The sequence below is a fragment of the Luteibacter sp. NPDC031894 genome (assembly GCF_050273135.1).
In the GTDB taxonomy this organism is placed as follows: Bacteria; Pseudomonadota; Gammaproteobacteria; order Xanthomonadales; family Rhodanobacteraceae; genus Luteibacter.
Genome location: NZ_JBNNMV010000002.1, coordinates 528,877 through 551,534, shown reverse-complemented (window position 1 = coordinate 551,534; position 22,658 = coordinate 528,877). Strand labels below are relative to the sequence as shown.

At 66.6% G+C, this 22,658-nt stretch carries 23 protein-coding genes; 16 read left to right on the top strand and 7 right to left on the bottom strand.

What is annotated here, in order from left to right; genetic code table 11:
- Positions 1-12: 12 nt before the first annotated feature.
- The gene (locus ACQKIE_RS08450) at positions 13-1,818 is read right to left on the bottom strand and encodes an FAD-dependent oxidoreductase (RefSeq protein WP_427457841.1); all 1,806 of its coding nucleotides are present in this window, start codon (positions 1,816-1,818) and stop codon (positions 13-15) included.
- A 190-nt stretch (positions 1,819-2,008) separates the two neighbouring features.
- Between ACQKIE_RS08450 and ACQKIE_RS08445 the strand changes: the two genes are divergently transcribed.
- Positions 2,009-3,082 carry an NAD(P)H-dependent flavin oxidoreductase gene (locus ACQKIE_RS08445; RefSeq protein ID WP_427457838.1) on the top strand — a complete coding sequence of 358 codons (1,074 nt, stop codon included), beginning with the start codon at positions 2,009-2,011 and terminating at the stop codon, positions 3,080-3,082.
- A 145-nt stretch (positions 3,083-3,227) separates the two neighbouring features.
- Here ACQKIE_RS08445 and ACQKIE_RS08440 read toward each other — a convergent pair whose 3' ends face one another.
- Positions 3,228-4,025 (bottom strand): glycosyltransferase family 2 protein, encoded by a 798-nt coding sequence (locus ACQKIE_RS08440; RefSeq protein ID WP_427457834.1) that lies wholly within the window; start codon positions 4,023-4,025, stop codon positions 3,228-3,230.
- A gap of 47 nt (positions 4,026-4,072) precedes the next feature.
- Here ACQKIE_RS08440 and ACQKIE_RS08435 point away from each other — a divergent pair, with 47 nt between their 5' ends.
- The 3 genes from ACQKIE_RS08435 (at position 4,073) to ACQKIE_RS08425 (ending at position 8,469) form a co-directional block, all read left to right on the top strand.
- On the top strand, positions 4,073-5,107 hold the full coding sequence (locus ACQKIE_RS08435; RefSeq protein WP_427458419.1) for a CDP-glycerol glycerophosphotransferase family protein: 1,035 nt from the start codon (positions 4,073-4,075) through the stop codon (positions 5,105-5,107).
- Positions 5,108-5,266: 159 nt separating this feature from the next.
- On the top strand, positions 5,267-7,396 hold the full coding sequence (locus ACQKIE_RS08430) for a TonB-dependent siderophore receptor (RefSeq protein ID WP_427457831.1): 2,130 nt from the start codon (positions 5,267-5,269) through the stop codon (positions 7,394-7,396).
- Positions 7,397-7,479: 83 nt separating this feature from the next.
- Positions 7,480-8,469 carry a glycoside hydrolase family 43 protein gene (locus ACQKIE_RS08425; RefSeq protein WP_427457828.1) on the top strand — a complete coding sequence of 330 codons (990 nt, stop codon included), beginning with the start codon at positions 7,480-7,482 and terminating at the stop codon, positions 8,467-8,469.
- On the opposite strand, the gene ACQKIE_RS08420 is transcribed toward ACQKIE_RS08425, so the two are convergent.
- The gene (locus ACQKIE_RS08420; RefSeq protein WP_427457825.1) at positions 8,432-9,463 is read right to left on the bottom strand and encodes a zinc-dependent alcohol dehydrogenase family protein; all 1,032 of its coding nucleotides are present in this window, start codon (positions 9,461-9,463) and stop codon (positions 8,432-8,434) included. The two genes, ACQKIE_RS08425 and ACQKIE_RS08420, sit on opposite strands and share 38 nt — an antisense overlap.
- A gap of 141 nt (positions 9,464-9,604) precedes the next feature.
- On the opposite strand from ACQKIE_RS08420, the gene ACQKIE_RS08415 reads away from it, so the two are divergent.
- Positions 9,605-10,189, top strand: coding sequence for a TetR/AcrR family transcriptional regulator (locus ACQKIE_RS08415; RefSeq protein WP_427457822.1), 585 nt, complete (start codon positions 9,605-9,607; stop codon positions 10,187-10,189).
- Here ACQKIE_RS08415 and ACQKIE_RS08410 read toward each other — a convergent pair whose 3' ends face one another.
- Both ACQKIE_RS08410 and ACQKIE_RS08405 read right to left on the bottom strand, forming a co-directional pair.
- The gene (locus tag ACQKIE_RS08410) at positions 10,190-11,104 is read right to left on the bottom strand and encodes a patatin-like phospholipase family protein (RefSeq protein ID WP_427457819.1); all 915 of its coding nucleotides are present in this window, start codon (positions 11,102-11,104) and stop codon (positions 10,190-10,192) included.
- Positions 11,101-12,126 carry a class 1 fructose-bisphosphatase gene (locus ACQKIE_RS08405; protein ID WP_427457817.1) on the bottom strand — a complete coding sequence of 342 codons (1,026 nt, stop codon included), beginning with the start codon at positions 12,124-12,126 and terminating at the stop codon, positions 11,101-11,103. The genes ACQKIE_RS08410 and ACQKIE_RS08405 overlap by 4 nt, the downstream gene beginning before the upstream one ends.
- A gap of 131 nt (positions 12,127-12,257) precedes the next feature.
- Between ACQKIE_RS08405 and ACQKIE_RS08400 the strand changes: the two genes are divergently transcribed.
- The 7 genes from ACQKIE_RS08400 to ACQKIE_RS08370 all read left to right on the top strand — a co-directional run bounded on the left by ACQKIE_RS08400 (position 12,258) and on the right by ACQKIE_RS08370 (position 17,559).
- Positions 12,258-12,437, top strand: a complete 180-nt coding sequence (locus tag ACQKIE_RS08400) for a hypothetical protein (RefSeq protein WP_427457814.1) — start codon at positions 12,258-12,260, stop codon at positions 12,435-12,437.
- Positions 12,434-13,075 carry a glutathione S-transferase family protein gene (locus ACQKIE_RS08395; RefSeq protein ID WP_427457811.1) on the top strand — a complete coding sequence of 214 codons (642 nt, stop codon included), beginning with the start codon at positions 12,434-12,436 and terminating at the stop codon, positions 13,073-13,075. Before ACQKIE_RS08400 ends, ACQKIE_RS08395 begins: the two co-directional genes overlap by 4 nt.
- A gap of 80 nt (positions 13,076-13,155) precedes the next feature.
- Complete coding sequence (locus ACQKIE_RS08390) at positions 13,156-13,860, top strand: helix-turn-helix transcriptional regulator (protein ID WP_427457807.1); 705 nt, start codon at positions 13,156-13,158, stop codon at positions 13,858-13,860.
- 69 nt (positions 13,861-13,929) lie between these two features.
- Positions 13,930-15,657 (top strand): DUF885 domain-containing protein, encoded by a 1,728-nt coding sequence (locus ACQKIE_RS08385; RefSeq protein WP_427457805.1) that lies wholly within the window; start codon positions 13,930-13,932, stop codon positions 15,655-15,657.
- A 76-nt stretch (positions 15,658-15,733) separates the two neighbouring features.
- Positions 15,734-16,135 carry an MbcA/ParS/Xre antitoxin family protein gene (locus ACQKIE_RS08380; protein ID WP_427457803.1) on the top strand — a complete coding sequence of 134 codons (402 nt, stop codon included), beginning with the start codon at positions 15,734-15,736 and terminating at the stop codon, positions 16,133-16,135.
- Entirely contained in the window at positions 16,132-16,833 is a 702-nt protein-coding gene (locus tag ACQKIE_RS08375; RefSeq protein WP_427457801.1) for an RES family NAD+ phosphorylase, read from the top strand. The genes ACQKIE_RS08380 and ACQKIE_RS08375 overlap by 4 nt, the downstream gene beginning before the upstream one ends.
- Before the next feature lie 18 nt (positions 16,834-16,851).
- Complete coding sequence (locus ACQKIE_RS08370) at positions 16,852-17,559, top strand: SGNH/GDSL hydrolase family protein (RefSeq protein WP_427457799.1); 708 nt, start codon at positions 16,852-16,854, stop codon at positions 17,557-17,559.
- 272 nt (positions 17,560-17,831) lie between these two features.
- Here ACQKIE_RS08370 and ACQKIE_RS08365 read toward each other — a convergent pair whose 3' ends face one another.
- A complete protein-coding gene (locus ACQKIE_RS08365) occupies positions 17,832-18,089 on the bottom strand; it encodes a hypothetical protein (protein ID WP_427457797.1) in 258 nt (85 codons plus the stop codon).
- A gap of 60 nt (positions 18,090-18,149) precedes the next feature.
- Positions 18,150-19,037 (bottom strand): phenylalanine 4-monooxygenase, encoded by an 888-nt coding sequence (gene phhA, locus ACQKIE_RS08360; RefSeq protein WP_427457794.1) that lies wholly within the window; start codon positions 19,035-19,037, stop codon positions 18,150-18,152.
- 134 nt (positions 19,038-19,171) lie between these two features.
- Here phhA and ACQKIE_RS08355 point away from each other — a divergent pair, with 134 nt between their 5' ends.
- From ACQKIE_RS08355 to ACQKIE_RS08340, 4 genes are all read left to right on the top strand, one after another.
- Positions 19,172-19,651: an Lrp/AsnC family transcriptional regulator gene (locus ACQKIE_RS08355; protein WP_427457791.1), complete on the top strand. Its 480-nt coding sequence runs from the start codon at positions 19,172-19,174 to the stop codon at positions 19,649-19,651.
- An 80-nt stretch (positions 19,652-19,731) separates the two neighbouring features.
- Positions 19,732-20,532, top strand: a complete 801-nt coding sequence (locus ACQKIE_RS08350) for a lysophospholipid acyltransferase family protein (RefSeq protein WP_427457788.1) — start codon at positions 19,732-19,734, stop codon at positions 20,530-20,532.
- On the top strand, positions 20,529-21,530 hold the full coding sequence (locus tag ACQKIE_RS08345) for a YheT family hydrolase (RefSeq protein ID WP_427457785.1): 1,002 nt from the start codon (positions 20,529-20,531) through the stop codon (positions 21,528-21,530). The genes ACQKIE_RS08350 and ACQKIE_RS08345 overlap by 4 nt, the downstream gene beginning before the upstream one ends.
- A 33-nt stretch (positions 21,531-21,563) precedes the next feature.
- A complete protein-coding gene (locus tag ACQKIE_RS08340) occupies positions 21,564-22,655 on the top strand; it encodes a PQQ-dependent sugar dehydrogenase (protein WP_427457783.1) in 1,092 nt (363 codons plus the stop codon).
- Positions 22,656-22,658 lie beyond the last annotated feature (3 nt).

Below are 22,658 nucleotides of genomic sequence, written 5' to 3'. Positions count from 1 at the left end.
GGTACCTGCGTATCAGCCGGTTCGTGTGAAGCCGTCGGCGCTCCAGTCCTCGCTGCCCACGCCGTGGTGCACGATGAACAGGCCGTCCGGATCGTAGCGCCGCTTCGCCGCGGCGAGGCGGCGGTAGTTCGTGCCCCAGAACGCCTGTTGCCAATCGCGTTGGAAGTAGTCGCTCTCCGAAACGTAGGCGCCGCCGTGCGGCACGGCCTTCGCCAGGCGGTCATAGGCTGCCTTGACTCGGTCCGCGCCTCGTCGCGCACCGCTCTCGTCGACACGCGTACCGAGGCCCTCGTACGCCGGGTCGCCCGCATTGCCGATGAGCGCGAGCGCGAAACCATCGAGCACCGCCGGGTTGGTGGCGGTGTCCTTGCTGGCGGCGATCGCGTCCGCCGGGGCGCCGAACAGGCCCTTGTTGAAGTGCAGCTCCACGTCCATGTGTGCCGCGGCGTCGCAGATGGCGGCGGCCGCGGAGGTGCGCTCGCTGTCGCGCAAGAGTCGGGAAGGCAGCCACGTGGACGCGTAGCCATGGATGAACCAGCCCACCTGGGCCTGGTCGCCCTTCCAGAGGATATGGTCGCGCGGGGCGCCGTCGCGCGCGTCGGAAACGATCAGGTCCGGCGCGTGTTCGCGAAAGAACGCCGCGTCCCAGAAGTGCCGCGCGGGCATCGCCATGGCTTGTAGCGGTTTGAGGAAGGTGTAGGCGGGCCGGGCCTTTACCCACGCGACGAACGGTGCCCACACGGCTTCGGCTTCCGCCTGGTCAAGGCCCTGGAACACCATCGTGACCTGCATGCTGCGTTCCCCGCGGAACGCGATCTGTTCGCCCCAGTGCGGATTGCACAGCGCATCGCGGTAGAAGCGCAGCGCCTCGGCCGCCAACGCGCGATAGGCCTCGTCGGAATCGGCCCGGATGGCGCCGAACAATGCGCCGAAGGTGTCGGGAAGGTCGTGCGTACGCAGCGTGAGTCGCGTGACGACCCCGACGCAGCCGCCACCGCCGCCCTTCAGGGCCCAGAACAGCTCGGGATCGCGGAAGGCGTTGACGACGCGGATGCGGCCGTCGGCGGTGACCACCTCGGCCTCGAGCAGATTGGACGCGGCGGTGCCGAAACGCTTCGAGAAACTGCCGAACCCCCCGCCGGTGACGAGGCCGGCGACACCGACCGTGGTGCACCCACCGCCCTGCACATAGCGGCCGCCCCGGGTGGTGACCGCATCGTACGCGTCGATCCACATCGCGCCGGCGCCAATGCTCACCGCGGGCAACGCCCGGGTGCCCGGTGCCGTGCCGCTGGGAACGAAGGCGTCATGCATGTCCACGCGATTCATCCGTCGGGTCCACACCAGCAACGAGTCCGGCGCGCACGAGGTGCCCTGGTAGCTGTGGCCGCCGCCCTTCACGACCAGCCTCACGCCATGCCGGTTCGCGAACTTCACGGCGGCCGCGACGTCCTCCGCGCTTTCCGCGGCGAGGGCCCAGGCGCTCGGTCGGGAGTTCCAGGCGCCGTAGTAGCCGCTGGTCTGGGTCAGCGCCGCCTGGTCGCCGATGTAGTACGGGTTTTTCAGTTGCGCCATCGCCTCCGCGCGGGTCGCGACGTCACCCAGGAAGGGCGAGCGCGGCACCGACAATCGCCCGCCGACCTCGCGATTCAGTGCCTGCCATTGCGCATCGCCGGGCCAGCCTGGCGCGCCAGGTCGCACCCGCTCCCGGACGACGGTCGTCGCGCCTTTCGGTGCGGCCAGCAGGGAGTCCACCCGGAGTGCGAGGGGCAGGAGGGGCAGGGCCATCGCGTGCTTGAGGAGGGTGCGGCGGTTCATGGGAAACCTCGTCGGTCGAATGGACGCATCCTGCGGCGGCGCGCGGCCGCGTGTCTCGCGCCCGGGGAGGAAATCGACGGTCCGAGGGACGAATGGTGGGCCCCCGGGTTCGAACGGGACGACCAACATCCGGCCAACGTCCATCCCGTTATGCTTGACCGGTCCCTCCGATTCCCCGCCGGTGAGAACCATGGCCGCCTGGACCGACCGCCGCATCCTCGATCTCCTCGCGATCGAACAGCCCTTGTTGCTTGCGCCCATGGCCGGCGCGGGACTCGCGCCTCTGGCCATCGCGGTCGCGCAAGCCGGCGGGCTCGGCGCCATTCCCTGTTCCTCCATCCCTGTGGAAAAGGCCACGGCGGAAGTCGTCGCCTTTCGGGACGCCGTGGACGGGCCGATCAACCTGAACTTCTTCTCGCACCGGCCCGAAGCCCCGACCAACGAGGCGTCGGCGCGCTGGCTCGAACGGTTGGCACCGTACTTCGAGGAGTTCGGCGTGGATGCCAGCGACCTGGCGCCCGCCGGCGGAAGGGCGCCGTTCGACGAGGCCATGTGCGCCATGGTCGAGGCGCTGCGTCCGGAGGTGGTGAGCTTCCACTTCGGGCTACCGGACGACCACCTGCTTTCGCGGGTGAAGGCGACCGGCGCCGTGGTGCTGTCGTCGGCGACGACGGTGGCGGAGGGCCGCTGGCTGGCGGAGCGTGGCTGCGACGCCGTGATCGCCCAGGGCTACGAAGCCGGCGGCCATCGCGGCAACTTCCTCACCGACGACATGGCCACCCAGCCCGGCACCATGGCCTTGGTGCCGCAACTCGTCGATGCCCTGCATGTACCGGTGATCGCGGCGGGCGGCATCGCCGACGGGCGAGGGATGGCGGCCGCGCTTTGCCTGGGCGCGTCCGCCGTGCAGGTGGGCACGGCCTATCTGCTGGCCGAGGAGGCCACGAGCGTGGCGGTGCACCGCCAGGCGCTGCGCGAAGCCCGTGACGACAATACGGCGATCACGAACGTCCTCACCGGCCGCCCGGCGCGCGGCGTGTTGAATCGAGTCATGCGTGAATTGCGGCCGCTCTCGGACGCCGCCTTGCCGTTCCCGCTGGCCGGCGGCCCGTTGGCACCGCTGCGCAAGATCGCGGAGGCACGCGGCAGCGGCGACTTCCAGCCGCTCTGGGCGGGCCAGTCGGCGGCGCTGGCACGCGAAGCCTCGGCCACGGCGATCACACGAGACATCGTCGAGGTCGCGGCGCGGTTGTTGCGAGTCTGAGGCAAGCACCCATCGCCGACAGGGTCGGCTCCCACCGAGTCAAGGCGAAGTGGCTCGGTCAATCGAATCCGAATTGCTTGCTGCGTTGGCGCTGCCTGGTGGGAGCCGACCCTGTCGGCGATCCCGCGGCAGCGGGCAAGCGTGCCTAAGCCCTCTGCCCGTGCTGCAGCAGCCATAGCTTCACGTACTTGCGGCGCACGTATTCCACCCGCAACAGCGCGTAGACGATGCCGCGCCAGCCGTCGAGGAAGCCGGCGCGCAACACGTAGCCACGGAAGAAGCGCCACATCGGGCTCACGACGATCTGCGCCAGCGTGGCGCGCCTGCCCGCCGCGAATTCCTCGGTGGCCATCATGTGCGCGTAGCGCTCCTGCTTCGCCATCAATTCCGAAAGCGATCGGTACGGATAGTGGTCGAGGTACCCGCCCAGCATGCGCACGTCGCCATCGACGCTTACCGATTCATGGATCTCGCGCGGACCGCGCCAGCCGCCCTGGCGACGGTCGAACAGGCGCAGCACCTTGTCCGCGCCCGCATTGCCGTGACGCATGAAGCGCCCGAAGAAATCATTGCGCCGGTAGAAGCGATAGCCGGCGGCGTCGAAGCCCTTCTCGAAGGCCTCTTCGATGGCCTTGCGCAGATCGGCGCCCACCCGTTCGTCGGCGTCGAGGCAAAGCACCCAATCGTTCTTCGCCTGGGCCACCGCGAACGCCTTCTGGCTGCGGAAACCGTCGAACGGGCGCGACATGACGCGGGCCCCGGCGGCGCGGGCGATGTCCAGCGTGTCGTCCGTGGAACCGCCATCCACCACGACCATGTCGTCGCAGAAAGGCGCGGCGGAAGCCAGGCAATCCCCGATGCGGTCGGCCTCGTTCTGGGTGATCACGCAGAGGGAAATGGGCCGTCGGGTCATCGGGTGCGGTGTCGGGTGCAGAGCCGTCATAATGCCACGTCGTTTACCGCGGAGTGCCGCCCTTGGCCGCGTGCCTGATGTTCGCCACCGAATCCTACGGCCTGCCGATCCTGCGTCCGCTAGCCGCGGCGGCACGCGCGCGTGGCATCGACGCGGGCTGGATCGTACCCGCCACGGTGGCGGCGCAGCTGGCGCCGGACGAGCATCGCGTACGCAGCCTCCGCGAGGCGCATGCGTTCGGCGCCGACGCCGTCTACTGCGCGGCCAACTGGGTCTCGCCCGCCTTGCCGGGCATCAAGGTGCAGGTGTTCCACGGCTTCAATGCGCAGAAGCGCGAGCCGGATCGCGGCCACTTCGCCGTCCGCGGCTTCTTCGACCTCTATGTGACGCAGGGACCGGCCACCACCGTTCCTTTCGAGGCGCTGGCGCGCGAGCACGGCTATTTCGCCGTGCGCGAGACGGGCTGGCCGAAGCTGGACCCGTTGTTCGCGTCTTCCTCGTCGTCATCGAGCGACCTGCTGCCGCGCGACGGACGTCCGGTCGTGATGTATGCCTCCACCTTCAGCCACCGGCTGAGCAGTGCGCCGGCGATGGTGGAGCCGTTGCGCGCGATGATCGCGCGTGGCGACCGGCAGTGGTTGCTGACCTTGCATCCGAAGTGCGACGAGGCATTGTTCGCGGCGTATCGCGAACTGGAAGCACCCAATGCGCGGTTCCTCACGTCCGATCGCGTCATCGACATGGAGCGGGCCGCGGACGTGCTCGTCTGCGATACCTCATCGGTGGTGCACGAGTTCGCGGTGATGGGCAAGCCGGTGGTGACGGTGGCCAACCGCGTGCCCCAGCCCTTCATGCTCGATGTGCCATCGCCTGCCGACGTCGACGCGGCCATCGACCGAGCACTCTCGCATCCGCCCGAACTCATGGCCGCCATCCAGGCCCACGGCGACGACATCCACCCGTTCCGCGACGGGCACTCCAGCGATCGCGTGCTGGACGCGGTGGACGCCTTCCGGCGCGGTGAGTTCGGCGCGCTGAAGCGCAAGCCGCTGAACCTCGTGCGGCGATTCAAGGCCCTGCGGGACATCCGGGCGCTGCTCGACCTCCGCTGAGCACCACTCCGGCAGTAGTAGCTGCCCGACAGAAGCAAATGAGAATAATTCGCGATATTGCGTAGGACATCGCCTTTGCGTCATCATTGGAATGAGATTCATTCGCAATGACGACCAAGCCACCGTCACTTAAACGGCGGCCGCTCCTCGGGGAAGTCCATGATCCTGAAACGAAATGCCCTTTCCATGCTGCTGGCAGGGACGTCCATGCTGCCGATGGCCGCCGCCGCCCAGGAAGCCACTCCCGCCACAGCTGCCGGCGACAAAGCCGTCCAGCTCGCCCCCATCGATGTGCGCGGCCAGCGCCTGGACGAAGGCTACGCGCGAGCCGACGCTTCGGGCGCCACCAAGACCGACACGCCCATCATCGAGACGCCCCAGGCGGTATCGGTCGTGTCGGCCACGCAGATGCTCGACCAAGGCGTGCTTACCGTGCAGGATGCGCTGCGGTATTCCGCCGGCGTGCGCGCCGATGCCTACGGCGTGGACAGCCGCGGCGACGACGCCTTCATCCGTGGCACCTCGTTCACCCAATACCTCGATGGCCTCCGCCAGTACTTCGGGTATGCCTATGCGCGCACCGAGCCGTACTTCCTCGACCATCTGGAAATCGTACGGGGCCCGTCGTCGGTGCTGTACGGACAGGGCACCACCGGTGGCCTGATCGCGCTGAGCTCGAAGCTGCCACAGTTCGCGGCGTCGCATGAAGTCGACGTGCAGCTAGGTAACTCGGCGCGCAAGCAGGTTGCCTTCGACTTCACCGGACCATTGGATAAGGCGGGTCACTGGGCGTATCGCCTCATCGGCCTGTACCGCGACGCGAACTCGCAGATCGACCACGTGCCGGACGACCGCAAGGCGCTCGCGCCATCGATCACCTGGGCCCCGGACGAGAACACGCGCTGGACGCTGCTGGCCAACCTGCAGTTCGACCACAACGGCACCTCGCTCAACTTCCTGCCGCACGCCGGCACGTTGCTGCCGAACCCCAACGGACGCATCGACACGCATCGTTTCGTCAGCGAACCGGGCTTCGACCGATATGACACGAACCAACGGTCGCTGACCTCGCTGTTCGAGCATCGCTTCAACGACACATGGAAGTTCGTCCAGAACATGCGCTACTCGCACGACAACGTGGATTACCGCACGCTATATCCGGACGTCTACTCGAACCCCGCGTATCCCTTCCTCGACGACAGCCAGCGCATCCTCGACGACAGCCAGCGCACCGTCGCCCGCTACAGCTACGTGTCCATCGACCGGCACAAGCGCTTCGTCACCGATACGCACGCCGAAGCCGATTTCGACCTGGGTGGCATGCGTCACCGCGTGCTCATCGGCCTGGATATCGGCTATTCGCATACCGACAGCCGGCAGGGCAACGGTTTCGACGACGTGCCTTTCGACCTCTATGCGCCCGTCTACGGCAATGGCTTCGCCGCACCCGACATCTTCCCGATCGCGTCGACCCATACGCGCCAGACCGGCCTGTACGTGCAGGACCAGATCAACTGGGGCGACCACTGGATCGCCACGGTCGGCGTACGCCACGACCGCGCCACACTCACCACGGGCGACGACCGCTCGGTCGACAACGCCACCACGTCGCGTTTCGGCGTCATGTATCGCTTCGACAACGGCCTGGTTCCTTACCTGAGCTATACCGAGTCGTTCCAGCCCCTCGACAGCCTGGACGTCTACAACCGTCCCTACGAGCCGCTGCGCGGCAAGCAGTACGAAGCCGGGGTGAAGTACCAACCCGTGGGATCGTCGACGCTGCTCACGGCGACGTATTACGACCTGCGCGAGGAAAACCGCCTGGCGCCTGACCCGGAAAATCCGCTCAACCAGGTCCAGGCAGGCAAGGCGAAGACGCGTGGCGTCGAGCTCGAAGCGTCGACGCGCGTCGCCTCGCACCTCGACCTGATCGGTACGTACACCTGGACCAAAGCGCGTCCCGACGACGGCACGATCGTCGCCGGTGTACCGAAGAACCAGGGTTCGGTGTGGGCCGTCTACCACGTGAACGACGCCGAGAGCGATGGCCTCAGTGTCGGTGTCGGCACGCGCACCATCGGCGCGAACTACGACGAGACCGGCACGTTGAAGGTGCCACGCAAGACGTTGTTCGATGCGATGGTGGCTTACACGCAGGGTCCATGGCGCTTCTCGGTCAACGCGGCGAACCTGACCGACCAGGTCTACAACGCGACCTGCCTCGCGCGCGGCGATTGCTTCTACGGACCGCGCCGCAGCATCGTCGGCTCCGCCCGCTATCGATTCTGAGGCGGTCACGCACCGACGGATTGGCATTCGGACGTCCGAAGCCGTTAGGATCGGACGTTCGATGACACGGCTAGGGGTGGACCATGGGTTTTCGCAAGTTGCTGGGGAGCGCGCTGCTGGCAGCGCTGACGTCGACCACCGCGCTGGCGGCACCGCCACCGGGACACGCCGGCAATCCTGTGTTTCCCGGCTGGTATGCCGATCCCGAAGCGGCCATCTTCGACGACACGTACTGGATTTTTCCCACCACGTCCCTGAAGTATGCGGCGCAGACGGGCTTCGACGCGTTCTCGTCCCCCGACCTCGTGCACTGGACGAAGCACGCGCGCGTGCTCGACATCAAGGACGTCCCGTGGGCGAAGAAGGCGCTCTGGGCGCCGGCCGTGGTGAAGAACGCCGGTAAGTACTACTTCTTCTTCGCCGCCAACGACATCCAGAACGACAACGAGATCGGCGGTATCGGTGTCGCGGTGGCGGACAAGCCGGACGGTCCGTACAAGGACCTGATCGGCAAGCCGCTCATCGGCGCGTTCCACAACGGCGCGCAGCCGATCGACCAGTTCGTCTTCCGCGACGACGACGGCACCCATTACATGATCTACGGCGGCTGGAAGCACGCGAACATCGTGAAGCTGAAGCCCGACTTCACCGGCCTCGAGCCGATGGCGGACGGCACGGTGTACAAGGAGATCACGCCGGCACCCGAGTACGTCGAGGGGCCGCTGATGTTCAAGCGCAACGGCAAGTACTACTTCATGTGGTCCGAAGGCGGCTGGACCGGCCCGGACTACTCCGTGGCGTATGCCATCGGCGACTCGCCGATGGGCCCGTTCAAGCGCATCGGCAAGATCCTGCAGCAGGATCCGAAGGTGGCGACCGGCGCGGGACACAACTCGATCTTCCACGTCGCAAAGGACGATACCTGGTACATCGTGTACCACCGGCACCCGCTGGGCGACGCGAACGGCAACCACCGCCAGACGTCGATCGAGCGCATGTACTTCGACAAGGACGGCAAGATCCTTCCGGTGAAGATCACGAACGAGGGCGTGGAAGCGCATCCGCTGCGCTGACATCGACGATGACCTTGCCGGCGGAACGGCCGCTCTCGACAAGATCGAGCGCGGCGTTCCCGTCGGCGAGATCGAAGCGCTGCTGTGAGAGGACCGGTCGCAGGTGGCCCGCGTCGACCAGGCGCGTGGCCTCGGCCATGATCTTCCCGTGCTGCTCGCGTCCCTCGCCGCTCAGCAGCGGCAGCAAGGTGAAGACACCGGAGTAGGTCCCCGCACGGAACGACAACGGTGCCAGAGAATGCGTGCCCCAGCCCAGGCTGCTGACGACGTGGCCGCCGTAGCGCCTGACCGCCTTGAACGACGCGTCGAGCGTGGCGCCGCCAAGGGTGTCGTAGACGACGTCGAAGCCGATGCCTCCGGTGTGCATGGACACGATCGCCTCGATCGACGTCTCGCGATAGTCCACGAAGGTTGCGCCCATGGCCGTGATCGTGCTTTCTTGCGCGGGACTTCCCGTGGCGACGACCGTCGCTCCCCGTGCTACGCCGAGTTGCACCGCCATGCTGCCGACGCCGCCGGCACCGCCATGCACGAGTAGGCTCTGCCCCTTTCTCAGCGCGGCGCGGTCGACGAGGCCTTCCCATGCGGTGATGAAACCAAGGGGGATGGCGGCGCAATCCGCCAACGGCAGGCGAGCGGGTGCCGGCGCCAGAAGACGCGCATCGACGGCGGCGAACTCCGCAAGTGAGCCTGCGGTGCCGCCGACGCCGCCGGTCATGCCATACACCGCGTCGCCCGCGTTGAATCGACCCGCCTCGGCACCGATGGCCTCGACGACGCCAACCATGTCGATGCCGAGGATCGCCGGAGCATCCTGTGCGGCATGCGCTGCCTTGCCGGCGCGAATCTTCGTGTCGAGTGGATTGATCCCCGCGGCGACGATGCGAACGAGCACTTCGCCGCGCGCGGGTTGCGGGACGGGAATCTCGACAAGCTGTAGCGGGGCGCCCGGGCTTTCGAGACGCAGCGCGCGCATGATGGACGGCGTGTTCATGCTTCGACTCCTGATAGTAGAACGGTGCCTAGGCAGCTATTACATGCATGCCTTACAGCCCATGACACCCGACCTTTCGATACGCAAGGATTCGTTACAATCCGGAGCCGGGCAGGGTCATTCCTGTGGGAGTGAGGCAGTATGCGGTACGAGAAAGGCCATAAAGAACAGACGCGCCAGAAGATCGTCGAGGCCGCGTCGCAACGATTTCGCGCGGACGGCATCGACGGCGTCGGTGTCGTGAGCCTGATGGGAGAGGTCGGCCTCACCCAGGGCGGTTTCTACAACCATTTCGATTCGAAGGAAGACCTGGTTCGCGAGAGCGTGGTCGCGGGTGCCGCGTGTGCCATCAAGCGGCTCACGGCCAAGGTCGCCGCATCGCGTGGCGAAGGCTATCGCGCCTTGATCAACGGGTATCTCTCCGCCGAGCACCGTGACCAGCCGGAAACCGGTTGCGTCGCCGCCGCCCTTTCGGCGGAAATGGCACGGCGTCCCGTGGCGACGAAGACGGCCTTCACCGATGGCTACGCGGAAATGGTCGGGCTGATCGCCTCGACCCTTCCCGTCGGCGCACGCGGCAAACGTCGCCGTTCGTTGGCCATGGCGGTCTTCGCGTCGTTGGTGGGCTCGATGTCGCTCGCGCGCGCCGTGGCCGACAAGGACCTCTCGGACGAGATCCTGTCGCTCGGCCGCCAGGCCGCGCTGGAACTGGTCGAGGCGGGCTGACTACTTCACGACGGGCGGTTTGCCCATCGCGGCCGTCTTTTCGGCGATCTTCGCCTTGATGGCGGGAATCGCGGCGAGCGCCGCGCGTTCGCCCTCGAGGATGGCCACGTTCTTCTGGTCGAAATCGGTGGGGCCGATCTGGCCGACCTTCGGGCGAATGACGATGTCCGCGCGCGCCAGTTCCTGCTCGGCGAGCTTGCGTCCCATGATGGTGATCGACTGCCCCACGATGCCGACCATGCTGTCCGGATTGCTGCCGTCCGGACGGGCGGAAATGTCCACGGCGATCACGATGTCCGCACCGAGCTGCCGCGCGGCGTCGACCGGTACCGGGCTCACCACGCCGCCATCCACGAAGTGCCTGCCGGCGATATCCACCGGCTCGAACACGCCCGGGATACTGCTGGATGCCCGCACCGCCTGACCGGTGTTACCGCGGATGAAGACGGCGCGCTGGCCGTTCTCCAGTTCCGTGGCCACCGCGGCGAAGGGGATACGCAGCTTCTCGATCGGCGCCTGGTGCACCAGCTCGTTCACGTAATCCTGCAGCTTCTGGCCCTGGACCATCCCGCCGGAGAAGAAACGCACGTCGCGAATCTTCCCTTCATCCAGCGAGAACGCCGTTTCCTGCAACTGGAAGGCGTCCATGCCGCTGGCGTAGAGCGCGCCCACCACGCTGCCGGCACTCGTTCCGGAGACGGCGTCCGCATGGATGCCGCTGGCTTCCAGCATCTTGATGACACCGATATGCGCGAAGCCCTTGGCCGCGCCGCCGCCCAGCGCGAGACCGATGCGTGGCTTCGCCGCCAGCACGGGCAGGGCGGTATCCAGGCGCGCGTCGGGCTTGCTGCCACCGAAGCAGCCGCCAAGCAGGACGACGCAAAGCAGCGGTAGCCACTGGCGCCGGGGCGTCACGCGCGCGTGTCGTCGGCTTCGAGGTGGTAGCGCGTGACCACGTCGATTTCGTTCCTCGAGCCGAGGAAGACCGGCACGCGCTGGTGCAGGGCGGTCGGCTGCAGGTCCATGAGTCGCGTCCGACCCGTGGTGGCGGCGCCCCCGGCCTGTTCCACGATGAAGGCCATCGGATTGGCTTCGTACATCAGGCGCAGCTTGCCCGTGCCACCCTTCTTCGTGATCTTGGCGTCGAGCGGATAGATGAAGACGCCACCGCGGGTGATGATGCGATGCACGTCCGCCACCATCGACGCGACCCAGCGCATGTTGAAGTCGCGTCCGCGCGGACCGTCGGTACCGGCCAGCAGTTCGTCGATGTAGCGCTGCATCGGGGCTTCCCAATGGCGCTGGTTAGACATGTTGATGGCGAACTCGCTGGTGTCCGACGGGATGACGATGTCGCGGCGGGTGAGCACGAAGCTGCCGTGCTCCCGGTCGAGCGTGAACTCGTGCACGCCGTGGCCGAAGGTGAGCACGAGCAGGGTGCTCGGGCCGTAGACGACGTAGCCGGCGGCTACCTGCTCGGTGCCGGGCTGGAGGAAATCCTCCACTTTCGGTTCGGTGACCCCGTCAGGGCAGCGCAGCACCGAGAAGATGGTGCCTACCGAGACGTTCACGTCGATGTTCGAGGAGCCGTCCAGCGGATCGAACAGGAGGAGGTGGTTGCCCTTGGGGTAGGCGTCCGGAATCGGCTGCGGATCGTCCATCTCTTCCGAAGCGCAGGCTGCGAGGTGGCCGCCCCAGGCGTTGGCTTCGAGCAGGATCTCGTTGGAGATCACGTCGAGCTTCTTTTGCGCCTCGCCCTGCACGTTCTCCGACCCGGCGTTGCCGAGCACCCCGCCGAGCGCACCCTTGCCGGTGGCGACGGAGATGCGCTTGCAGGCACGGGCCACGACCTCGATCAGGAGGCTGAGCTGGGCATTGATGTGCCCGGCGCGCTTCTCTTCAATCAGGAACTGGATCAGCGAAATCGGTTTCGTCATCGGGCGGGACTCTGGCGCGAAAGCCCGCATTGTCCCGGTCGGCGGTGAAAGGCGCCAGAGGGACTGCTGACAGAACGGTGTCAGCAGCCCCGGCGCAGACTTTCCCCTCACGCAATGGGGAGTGCATCGCCATGAATCGTTTCCTCGACCGGCTCGCCGATCTTTACGCGCCCCTCGGCCGCCGCGGGCTCCTGATGGACGGGCAGTACCGTTTCGCGCCGGACACACCGCGCCGACCGGGCGGGCGCAAGGCGAAGTCCCGGCCCGCACCGAATCCGTTCCAACGACCATCGACAAGGACCTTCGCATGAATACGCCGCACCGGATCAAGTTCCACCACGCGCCCAACAGCCGTTCGGGCAGCACGCTCATGCTCCTGGAGGAGCTGGGGGCGCAGTACGACATGCATGTGATGGACCTGAGCCGCGGGGAGCAGCGCCAGCCCGGCTACCTCAAGGTCAATCCGATGGGAAAAGTGCCGGCGATCGAGCACCTGGGCGGACTCGTGACGGAGCGGCCCGCGATCTTCACCTACCTCGCCGATCTCTATCCGGCCGCGAAGCTCGCCCCGGCGCTGGACAGCCCGCTACGCGGCCCGTACCTGCGCTGGCTCGCGTTCTACGGTTCCTGTTTCGAGCCGGCCGTGATGGATCGCTTCATGAAGCACGAGCCCAGCCCGCCGATGACGTGCCCCTATGGCGACTTCGAGACGGTGATGGACCTGATCGAAGCGCAACTGGCGCCGGGCCCCTGGCTGCTCGGGGAAACGTTCACCGCCGCGGACATCCTCTGGGCCAATGCGCTGGACTGGACCATGAAGTTCGGCATCGTTCCGCGCCGCGACATCTTTGAGGCGTACGTGGCACGGCTGATGGTGCGTCCGGCCATTGTCCGGGCAGCGATCCAGGATGAAGCGCTGGCGCGCGCCCAGACCCTGGCTGTCGCCTAAGCCGCGGCCATGTGGCGGCGAGCGGCCAACCGTGACCTCTATCGCTTCCCGCGCCGCGCGCGGGAAGCGATGATGTGCCGATGCGCCGCGCCGACCGCCTGTTCCTCATCATCAACGCCCTGCGTGGCCGGCGGACCGCGCTGCCTGCGCGCCAACTGGCGAGCACGCTCGAGGTGTCGCTGCGCACGGTCTACCGCGACGTGGCCGACCTGCAGCTCTCCGGCGTTCCGATCGAAGGCGAGGCCGGCGTGGGTTACCTCCTGCGCAAGGGCTCGGACATCCCACCGCTGATGTTCTCCGCCGGCGAACTCGAGGCCCTGGTGGCAGGCACGCGCTTCGTCCGCGCGTTTGCCGGAGAGCGGCTGGCACGCGAAGCGCAGGCCGCGTTGATCAAGATCGAAGCCGTGCTGCCGCCCGACCTGCGCGAGAAGTCGGCGCAGTCGCGCATCTTCGCGCCGATCTGGCGCGACCCTTTCCAGAACCACATCGCCATGATGCTCGACCGCCTGCACGAAGCCGTGCTCGCGCGTCGCGTGCTGTGCCTCGACTACCGCGATGCCGAGGGCCGAAGCAGCACGCGCGAGGTCGAGCCGCTGTGCCTTTCCTTCTGGGGCGGGGCGTGGACGCTCGGCGCCTGGTGCCGGCAACGGGATGCCTTCCGCAACTTCCGTCCCGACCGCATCGCCGATTGCCGCGACGCCGGCGAAACCTTCCCAGACCTTCCGGGCCGCAACCTCGAGGCGTACCTCGCGACGATGCGCGGCCACTACGCGGGCCTGGAATAAGCCGCCGAAAGCTTTTCGCTTTCGCGGATGCGATGATCGGACTTCTCGTCCCCGACAAACGGAGCCCGCATGTCCCCCTGGATCCGAGCCATCGCCTTCGCCGGTCTGTTCGCCGGCACCGCCCAGGCCGCCACCACGCCCGACGATACGTTCCGGGCCATCTACACGAAGGAGTGGGCATGGCGGAATGGCCAGGCCGGCATCCTCACCTCGGGCGAAGCGCAGCCGGGCGACGGGCGACTCGATACGGTCGACGCGGCCAATCAGGCACGGCGCCTGGCCTACTGGAAGGACGTGCTGGCACAGCTCGACCGCATCGACGCGAAGGCGCTCAGCGGCAACGCGAAGGTCGACTACGAGGTATATCGCGAGCAGATCCGCAACCTCGCCGCCTCGCAACGCTTCGAACAATGGCAGATGCCGTTCAACAGCGATTCCGCGTTCTGGTCAGACATCGGGTACGTGCTGCACGGTGACGACCTCCGCACGCGCGAAGACTACCGCCACTACGTGGACCGCCTGCACCAGGTTCCGGCGTACATGGACCAGGAAATCGCGAACATGCGCCTGGGCCTCGCGCGCGGATTCACCGTGCCGCGTGCCGTGCTGGATGGGCGCGACGTCTCCATCGCGGCGGTCGCCCAGCTGAAGAACCCGGAAGACAGCGCCCTCTATAAGCCATTCAAGGCGATGCCGAAGAACCTTCCTGTCGCGGACGCCGAGGCACTGCAGAAGGAAGCACGGGATGCCATCGCGACGGGGGTGATTCCCGCCTATGGGCGCTTGCTCGCCTTCTTCCGCAACGAGTACCTGCCGAAGGCGCGCACCACGCTGGCCGCCGAATCGCTGCCCGACGGCAAGGCGTTCTACCGCCAGCAGATCCACGAATACACCACGCTCGACCTGTCGCCCGACGAGATCCACGCCATCGGCCTGCGCGAAGTTGACCGCCTCCACAAGGCGATGCTGGAAACGATGAAGGAGACGGGCTTCAAAGGCGACTTCCCCGCCTTCCTCACTTTCCTTCGCACCGATCCCCAGTTCTATGCGAAGACGCCCGACGAGCTGCTCATGCGGACGGCCTGGGTGGCCAAGCAGGTGGATGCGAAGCTGGGCAAGTACTTCGGCCTGCTGCCGCGACAGCGCTTCGCCATCGAGCCGGTGCCGGCGGACATCGCGCCGTATTACACCTCGGGCCGCGGTGGTGCCGACGTCTACCTCGTCAATACGTACGACCTGCCCTCGCGCCCGCTGTTCAACATGCCCGCGCTGACCTTGCACGAGTCGATGCCGGGCCACGCGTTGCAGCTGGCGCTCTCCGCCGAACAACAAGGCCTGCCGCCCTTCCGGCGCGACGGCTACATCTCCGCGTACGGCGAGGGCTGGGCGCTGTATTCGGAATACCTGGGCAATGAAATGGGCATCTACCACACGCCCTACGAACGCTTCGGCTACCTCACCTACCAGATGTGGCGCGCCTGTCGCCTCGTCGTCGACACCGGCATCCACCACCTCGGGTGGACCCGTCAGCAGGCGATCGATTACCTCACCCAGAACACCGCGCTGAGCGACCGCGAGATCGCCAACGAAGTCGACCGCTACATCAGCTGGCCGGGCCAGGCCCTCTCCTACGAACTCGGTTACCTGAAGATTCGGGAACTGCGCGCGCGTGCGGAGCAACAGCTGGGCGAGAAGTTCGACCTGCGCGCCTTCCACGACACGGTGCTGGCGCTCGGATCGGTGCCGCTGCCGGTACTGGAGCAGCACATCGACGCGTGGATCGCCTCGCGGAAATAACAGGATCATCCCGTCCGTACTGCATTTTCTCTATCCATGGAGTAGACTGCATCACAACTCCACAGGTGAAGCCACGATGCAGCACGCCATCCATGCCGAACCGATCCACCTCGCCGACGCCGGCGGGCCAGCGCTCCGAGCCTTTTTCAACCTTGCGGAGCGTTGGAAACTGCGTACCGCCGAACAGCGCACGCTGCTCGGCGAGCCGCCCGAGTCCACGTACTTCAAGTGGAAGAAGCAGCAGGACGGCACCCCCTCGCGGGACGTGATCGAACGGATCAGCTACCTGCTCGGTATCTGGAAGGACCTGCAGATCCTCTTCCCCGACCCCCTCCAGGCCGACGCGTGGGTGCGCAAACCGAACGACGCCCCCTTGTTCGGCGGCCGCTCCGCGCTGGAGCGGATGCTTTCGGGGAACGTCGCCGACCTCTACGTCGTCCGCCAATACCTGGACGCGCAGCGCGGCTGGAACGGATGAGCCCCGTCCCGCCGCTCCGCCGCATCCGCTGGAGCCAGGCCTACCGGATCGTGTCGAGCCGGTTCCCGCCGGTCGGTCTCTTCGATCGCATTGCGGACCCTGGCGACATCGACGCGGTGATGGCGATCGAGTCGCTCACCAACCCGCGCCTGCGCGAGGAAATGGGGGCCCTCCGCCTCGTGCCGCCCGAGCGGCGCATTTCGGGGCAGGGAACATCGCCGATCATGGCCGCCTTCACCCACATTTCGCCGGACGGCAGCCGTTTCAGCGACGGGCACTGGGGCGTGTTCTATGCGGCGCATAGCGTGCCGACGGCCATCGAGGAGACGGTGTTCCACCGCGAGGCCTTCCTCGCCGCGACCCACGAGCCTCCCACCGATGTGCAGGTGCGCTGCTACAAGACCGCCATCGCCGGCCGTTTCCACGACATCCGTGGTGGCTGGGCCGCCGAGCACGATCCCGACTCCTACGTGGCCAGCATGAAACTGGCCCGGACACTCCGCGAACAGGGCTCCAACGGCATCGTCTACGACAGCGCCCGGCATGCCGGCGGGGAATGCGTGGCGGCGTTCTATCCCGACGTGGTGGCGCCGTGCATCCAGGCGGAGCATTTCATCTACCGCTGGAACGGCATCCGGATCGAAGCCGTACTGAAGGTAACCCCTGTCGAGCGTCAGGGTTTACCTCAACGTACGTAAGGGGTTACGGTGGAACGGATGAAGAAACTCACGCTCCTCCTCACCCTGCTCGTCCTCGCCTTCGCCGTCCACGCCAAGGGGCCCGACCACAGCCAGTGGGAGCACGACATCCAGGCTTTCGAGGCGGCGGACAAGGCTTCGCCGCCACCCGCCAACGCCGTGCTCTTCATCGGCAGCTCGTCGATCCGCATGTGGACGACCCTGGCGGAGGATTTCCCCAACCACCGGGTCATCAACCGCGGCTTCGGTGGTTCCGACCTCGACGACAGCACGGCGTTCGCGGACCGCATCGTGACGCCGTACCACCCGGTGGCGATCGTGATCTACGCGGGCGACAACGACCTGCAGAACGGCGATACCCCCGAGCAGGTCCGCGACGATTTCGCCGCGTTCGTCGCCAAGGTGCGCCAGGAACAGCCGGCACTGCCCATCGCGTTCATCTCCATCAAACCCAGCATTGCCCGGCTGGCGCTCCTTCCGAACATCGAGCGCGCCAACAAGCTGATTCGCGACTGGTCGATGGGGCAGAAGGGCATCGCCTTCCTCGACGTGGCGCCGGCGATGCTCGACGCCCAGGGCCAGCCGAAGCGCAGCATCTTCCTGGACGACGGCCTGCACATGAATGCGTCGGGCTACGCGCTGTGGGTCGCGCAGGTTCGTCCGTGGCTTGCCGACCACGCCGTGGCCGCCGAAGTTAAACGGGAACCAAATGCTGCGATGCAGTGAGACGGGAACTTCACGGCTTCGCCCTTATCTAAGTATTCGATCGCCGAGAGGCGACCTGTTGGCAAGCGACCCGTTTATCGAGTCGATTGTCCCGGGTCTCGCTATTTCCCCTGATAGCCTGGACCCGACGCGACCCCGGCAGCTCCTCCCCTGGCTGCCGGGGTTTTATTTTGCCTATCGTTTGCGCAAGAAGAGCCGACAGGGTCGGCTCCCACCGAACTCGAGTGGTCACGATCAAGTGCGGACGGCCATCAGCTCGTCCGCGTCGTTACTCAGGCGTGCTGCACCCGCGGTGCGTAGGGCTTGATCGACGTGTCGAATGCCCGCCAGACACCGTCGTTGCCCTGGATGTTCAGGACGATGTCGGAGGCCGCGTTGGCCGCCTCGATGCGGCGGGCTTCGCTGAGCGCGCATTCCAGGGCGTCGTCGCGCGAGCAGAACTCGCCGACCTCGCATTCGTTCTTCTGCAGCAGCCAGAGGCCGGGACCGACGGACTCGAACGGAATATCGAAGACGACCACGATGGACACACCCTGTTCAACGGAAGTGGGGCCATCGTAGGGAGCCGTTCGTTAGGCGTCCGTTGAGTTTCAGTTGTCTCCGCCGGAGGCGAAGCCCTCGCGGGTACCGCGCTGGTAGACGGTGTCGCCCGGCAGGACGTCCGCGGCCGCCACCGCTTCGCCGTTCGCCAGCTTCGCGTAGATCGGGGTGAAGTCCGGGCGGGTCGCCTCGAACAGCTGCTCGAAGTCGTCGATGACGAAATACGTCTGCTGGTACGTGTCGATCCGGTACCGGGTATTCATCACCCGCTCCAGGTCGAAGCCGATTCGGTTGGGCGCCGGGGAATCGATCGAATAGACCGACTCGCCCTTGGAACTCACGATGCCCGCGCCGTAGATGCGCAGGCCTTCGTCCGTGCGGATCAGGCCGAACTCCACCGTGTACCAGTAGAGGCGCGTGAGGTTCATCAGCGCCTCGGGCCCGATCGCATGGGCCTTCATGCCGCCCTTGCCGTAGGCCTGCATGTAATCGGCGAAGACCGGATTGAGCAGGAGCGGCACGTGGCCGAACAGGTCGTGGAACAGGTCAGGCTCGGAGAGGTAGTCGAGCTGGTCCGGCTTGCGGATCCACCAGCTCACCGGGAAGCGCCGGTTCGCGAGGTGGTCGAAGAAGACCTCGTCGGGCAGGAGGCCCTCGACCGCCACCAGCTCCCAGCCCGTGGCCTTGCCGAGCACCTGGTTCAGGTCCGCGAACCGCGGGATGCCGCCGTCGCCCAACCCGAACCGTTCGACGCCCTCGAGGAACTCGCGGCACGCATACGCAGGCAGCAACTCGCGCTGGCGGCGATACAGCGTGTCCCAGACCTCATGGTCGGTCTTCGAATAGCTCGCCCACGGCTGTTCCACCGTGCCGGTCGCGTAGACGGGCACGTATCCGCGGTCGGTCTGCTGGTGTTCGACGCGGCGGGGGGTGTCCATGGCGGCTCCTACGGTTCGGGCAGTCTCGAAGCAACAGCTTAGCCAGCAGGCGGCGCAATAGGGTTGCAAAGTTGCGCGACGTAGGCGAGTGGGAGCAATAATTCGCCGAAGTCACCCTGAAAGGCGCAGGAATCGTGCAAGCCAACCTCGACCGTACCGACCTGCGCATCCTGGCCACGCTCCAGGCCAACGGGCGCATGAGCAATGCGGAACTGGCCGCGGAAGTGAACCTGTCACCTTCCGCCTGCCTTCGGCGGGTGCAGAAACTCGAGTCCGACGGCATCATCGCGGGCTACGGCGCCCGGTTGGAGCCTCGGGCCATCGGCCTGGGCCTGCAGGCCTTCGTGCGTGTGCAGCTGTCGCGGCACGAGTCGGAAGCCATCGACTCGTTCACGGAGCGGGTGGCGGAATGGGAGGAGGTGGTCTCCTGCTACGCGCTCACGGGCGATATGGACTACCTGCTCCAGGTGTATGTGGCGGATCTGGATGGATTCTCCCGCTTCCTGCTCGATCGCCTGCTCAACGCGGCGGGGGTGGCCGACGTCAATACCAGTTTCGTCCTGCGCACCGTCAAAGCCTCGACAGCCTTGCCCTTGGGGAACGCCCGCTCGTGACCCTTGGACCCCCGTCTTCAAAGAATAAAGCGCGGGTCCCCTAGCGGGAGGCAGCGCCCCTCGTTAATCTTGTGCGCTCGATGGAAGCCGTCACCGCCAATCCGACACCCCGCGACCGCCTGCGTCCGCTGCGCTACCTGTGGCGGGTGCCGCTGTTGCTGCTCCACGTGCTGTTCGGCATCGTGATCTGCGCGCTGATCCTCAGCTGGGCCGGCGGCGTGATGAAGGACGGCCGCGAACCGTTGGCCCACCGCACCATCCGCATGTGGTCGACCATGCTCCTGCGCGTGTTCGGTTTCCGCAGCCGCCGCCTGGGCCGGCCCTTGCCGGACCCCGTGCTGTTCGTGGCGAACCACACCTCATGGCTCGACATCGAACTGCTCCATTCGCAGCGCGCCGCCTGTTTCGTCGCCAAGGCGGAGATCGCCCGCTGGCCGCTGGTGGGCTGGATGGCGGCTCGCGGCGGCACGATCTTCCATCGCCGCGGCAATAACCACTCGCTGTCGTCGGTCATGGCCGCCATGGTCGAGCGCCTGCGCGAAGGACGTTCCGTCGCCGTCTTCCCGGAAGGCGGCACCGGTCACAACGGCGTGTTGCGCGTCTTCCACGCGCGCATCTTCCAGGCCGCCCTCGATGCGGAGGTCCCGGTGCAGCCGGTGGCGTTGCGCTTCGCCCGCCATGGCCGTCGGGTCGTCGACGCGGGATTCCGCGAAGGCGAGAGCTTCATGGCCAACTTCCTGCGCCTGCTCGGCGAGCCGCCGCTCGACGTGGAGGTGCACTTCCTCGAGCCGGTGCCGGTGTCGCCCGAAGGACGCCGCCGCATGGCGGAGGCCTCGCGCGACCGGATCGCGCTGGCCCTGGATACCGACACGCCGGCATGAACCTGCCGAAGGGAACGGATTTCCAGCCGCCGTGGCCGCTCCGCAGTGGCCATATCCAGACGATGCTGTCGTCCAGCGGCATCCGCCGCCGGCTGCTGCCGCGCCACGCGCACCGTGTGCAGGACAATGCGCAGGAAGTCCTGGTGGACGTCGGCCACGGCGATCGCCTGAGTGGACGCTTCACCCCCCAGCAGACGGGCAAGGCCTCGCGCGGCCTCGCCATCCTCTTCCACGGCTGGGAAGGTAGCGTCGATTCCACCTATGTATTGCAGACAGGCAGCCGCCTGCTCGACGACGGCTGGGACGTCTTCCGCCTCAACTTCCGCGACCACGGCGACAGCCACGGGCTGAACGAAGCGCTGTTCCACTCCTGCCGCATCGACGAGGTCGTGACGGCGATGGGCGAGATCGCGCGCATGTTCCCCGCGAAAGCCATCGGCGTGGCGGGTTTCTCGCTGGGCGGCAACTTCGCGCTACGCGCCGCGATGCTGGCGCCCAAGCTGGGCGTGCCGTTGGATTACGTGCTGGCCGTGTGCCCGATCGTCGATCCCAGCGAAGGCCTGTTTTCGCTGGAGAGCGAGGCGCCCTGGTTCTACCAGGCTTATTTCATGAAGAAGTGGCGCCGCTCACTGCGCCAGAAGCAGCAGGCGTTCCCGCAGCAGACGTACTTCGAGCTGGAGGAACTGCGCCAGAACATGCGCGACCTCACCCGGTCGCTGGTGTTGCGCCACACGGATTTCGGGTCGCTCGAGGCCTACCTCGACGGGTATTCCGTCGCCGGCGACCGGTTGATGGACCTGCACCTGCCGGCGACGATCCTCACCTCGCGCGACGACCCCGTGATCCCTGTCGCGGCCTTCGACCAGTTGCGCGTGCCACCCAATGTCGAGCTCGACATCGCGACCTATGGCGGCCACTGCGGTTTCATCCGCGACTTCAGCATGACCAGCTTCACCGACGACTACATCGCGGCACGCTTCGACGCCATCTCCCGCTGAACCCTGGCGGGCGCCATTCCAAGGAGTCCGTTCATGCGTAGCGCCTTCGTTCTCGCCCTCGCCCTCCTCGCCGCCCCCGCCTTCGCCGGGACGCCGGACATGGCGTCGCTGAAGGTGCCGCCGGGATTCCACATCGCCGTCTGGACCGACAAGGTGCCCGACGCACGAGAGATGGCGTTGGGTGCGAAGAACACCGTCTTCGTCGGCTCGCGCGACGCCGGCAAGGTCTATGCCGTGAGCTACGCCGCCGACGGCTCGGTGGAAAAGGTGAGAACGCTGGCGAGTGGCCTGAAGCTGCCGGTCGGCGTGGCCTTCCATGGCGGCGATCTCTACCTGTCGGCGGTGAGCAGGATCTACGTGCTGCGCGATATCGAGGACCACCTCGACACGCCGCCGAAGCTGGAACTGGTCACTGACAAGCTTCCCACCGAGACGGCGCACGGCTGGAAATTCATCGCCTTCGGGCCGGATGGCAAGCTTTATGTGCCGGTCGGCGCGCCGTGCAACATCTGCGACCGTGGCGACGAGGGCTTCGCCCAGATGGTGCGCATGAACCCGGACGGCACGGGCGTGGAGACCGTCGCGCGCGGCATCCGTAACTCCGTGGGCTTCGATTGGCGATCCACCGACAAGTCCTTGTGGTTCACCGATAACGGCCGCGACATGCTCGGCGACGACATTCCGAATGACGAACTCAACCGCGTCACGAAGATGGGCGAGCACTTCGGTTACCCGTACTGCCACCAGGGCGACACCATCGACCCCGAGTTCGGCAAGGGCAAAAACTGCAAGGACTACACACCGCCCGTGCTGACATTGGGTCCGCACGTCGCCGCCCTGGGCATGCGTTTCTACAACGGCAAGCAATTCCCCGCCGCCTGGCACGGCGCCGCGATCGTCGCCGAGCACGGTTCGTGGAACCGCTCGGCGAAATCCGGGTACCGGGTGATGACCGTGCGCCTCAACGGCAACAAGGTCGTCAGCTACGAACCGCTCGTCGAGGGATTCCTCAAGGACGAAACGGTGTCTGGACGCCCGGCCGACGTGCAACCGCTACCGGATGGCAGCCTGCTCGTGAGCGACGACGACAACGGCGCCATCTACCGCGTGACCTACAAGCAATAGGAA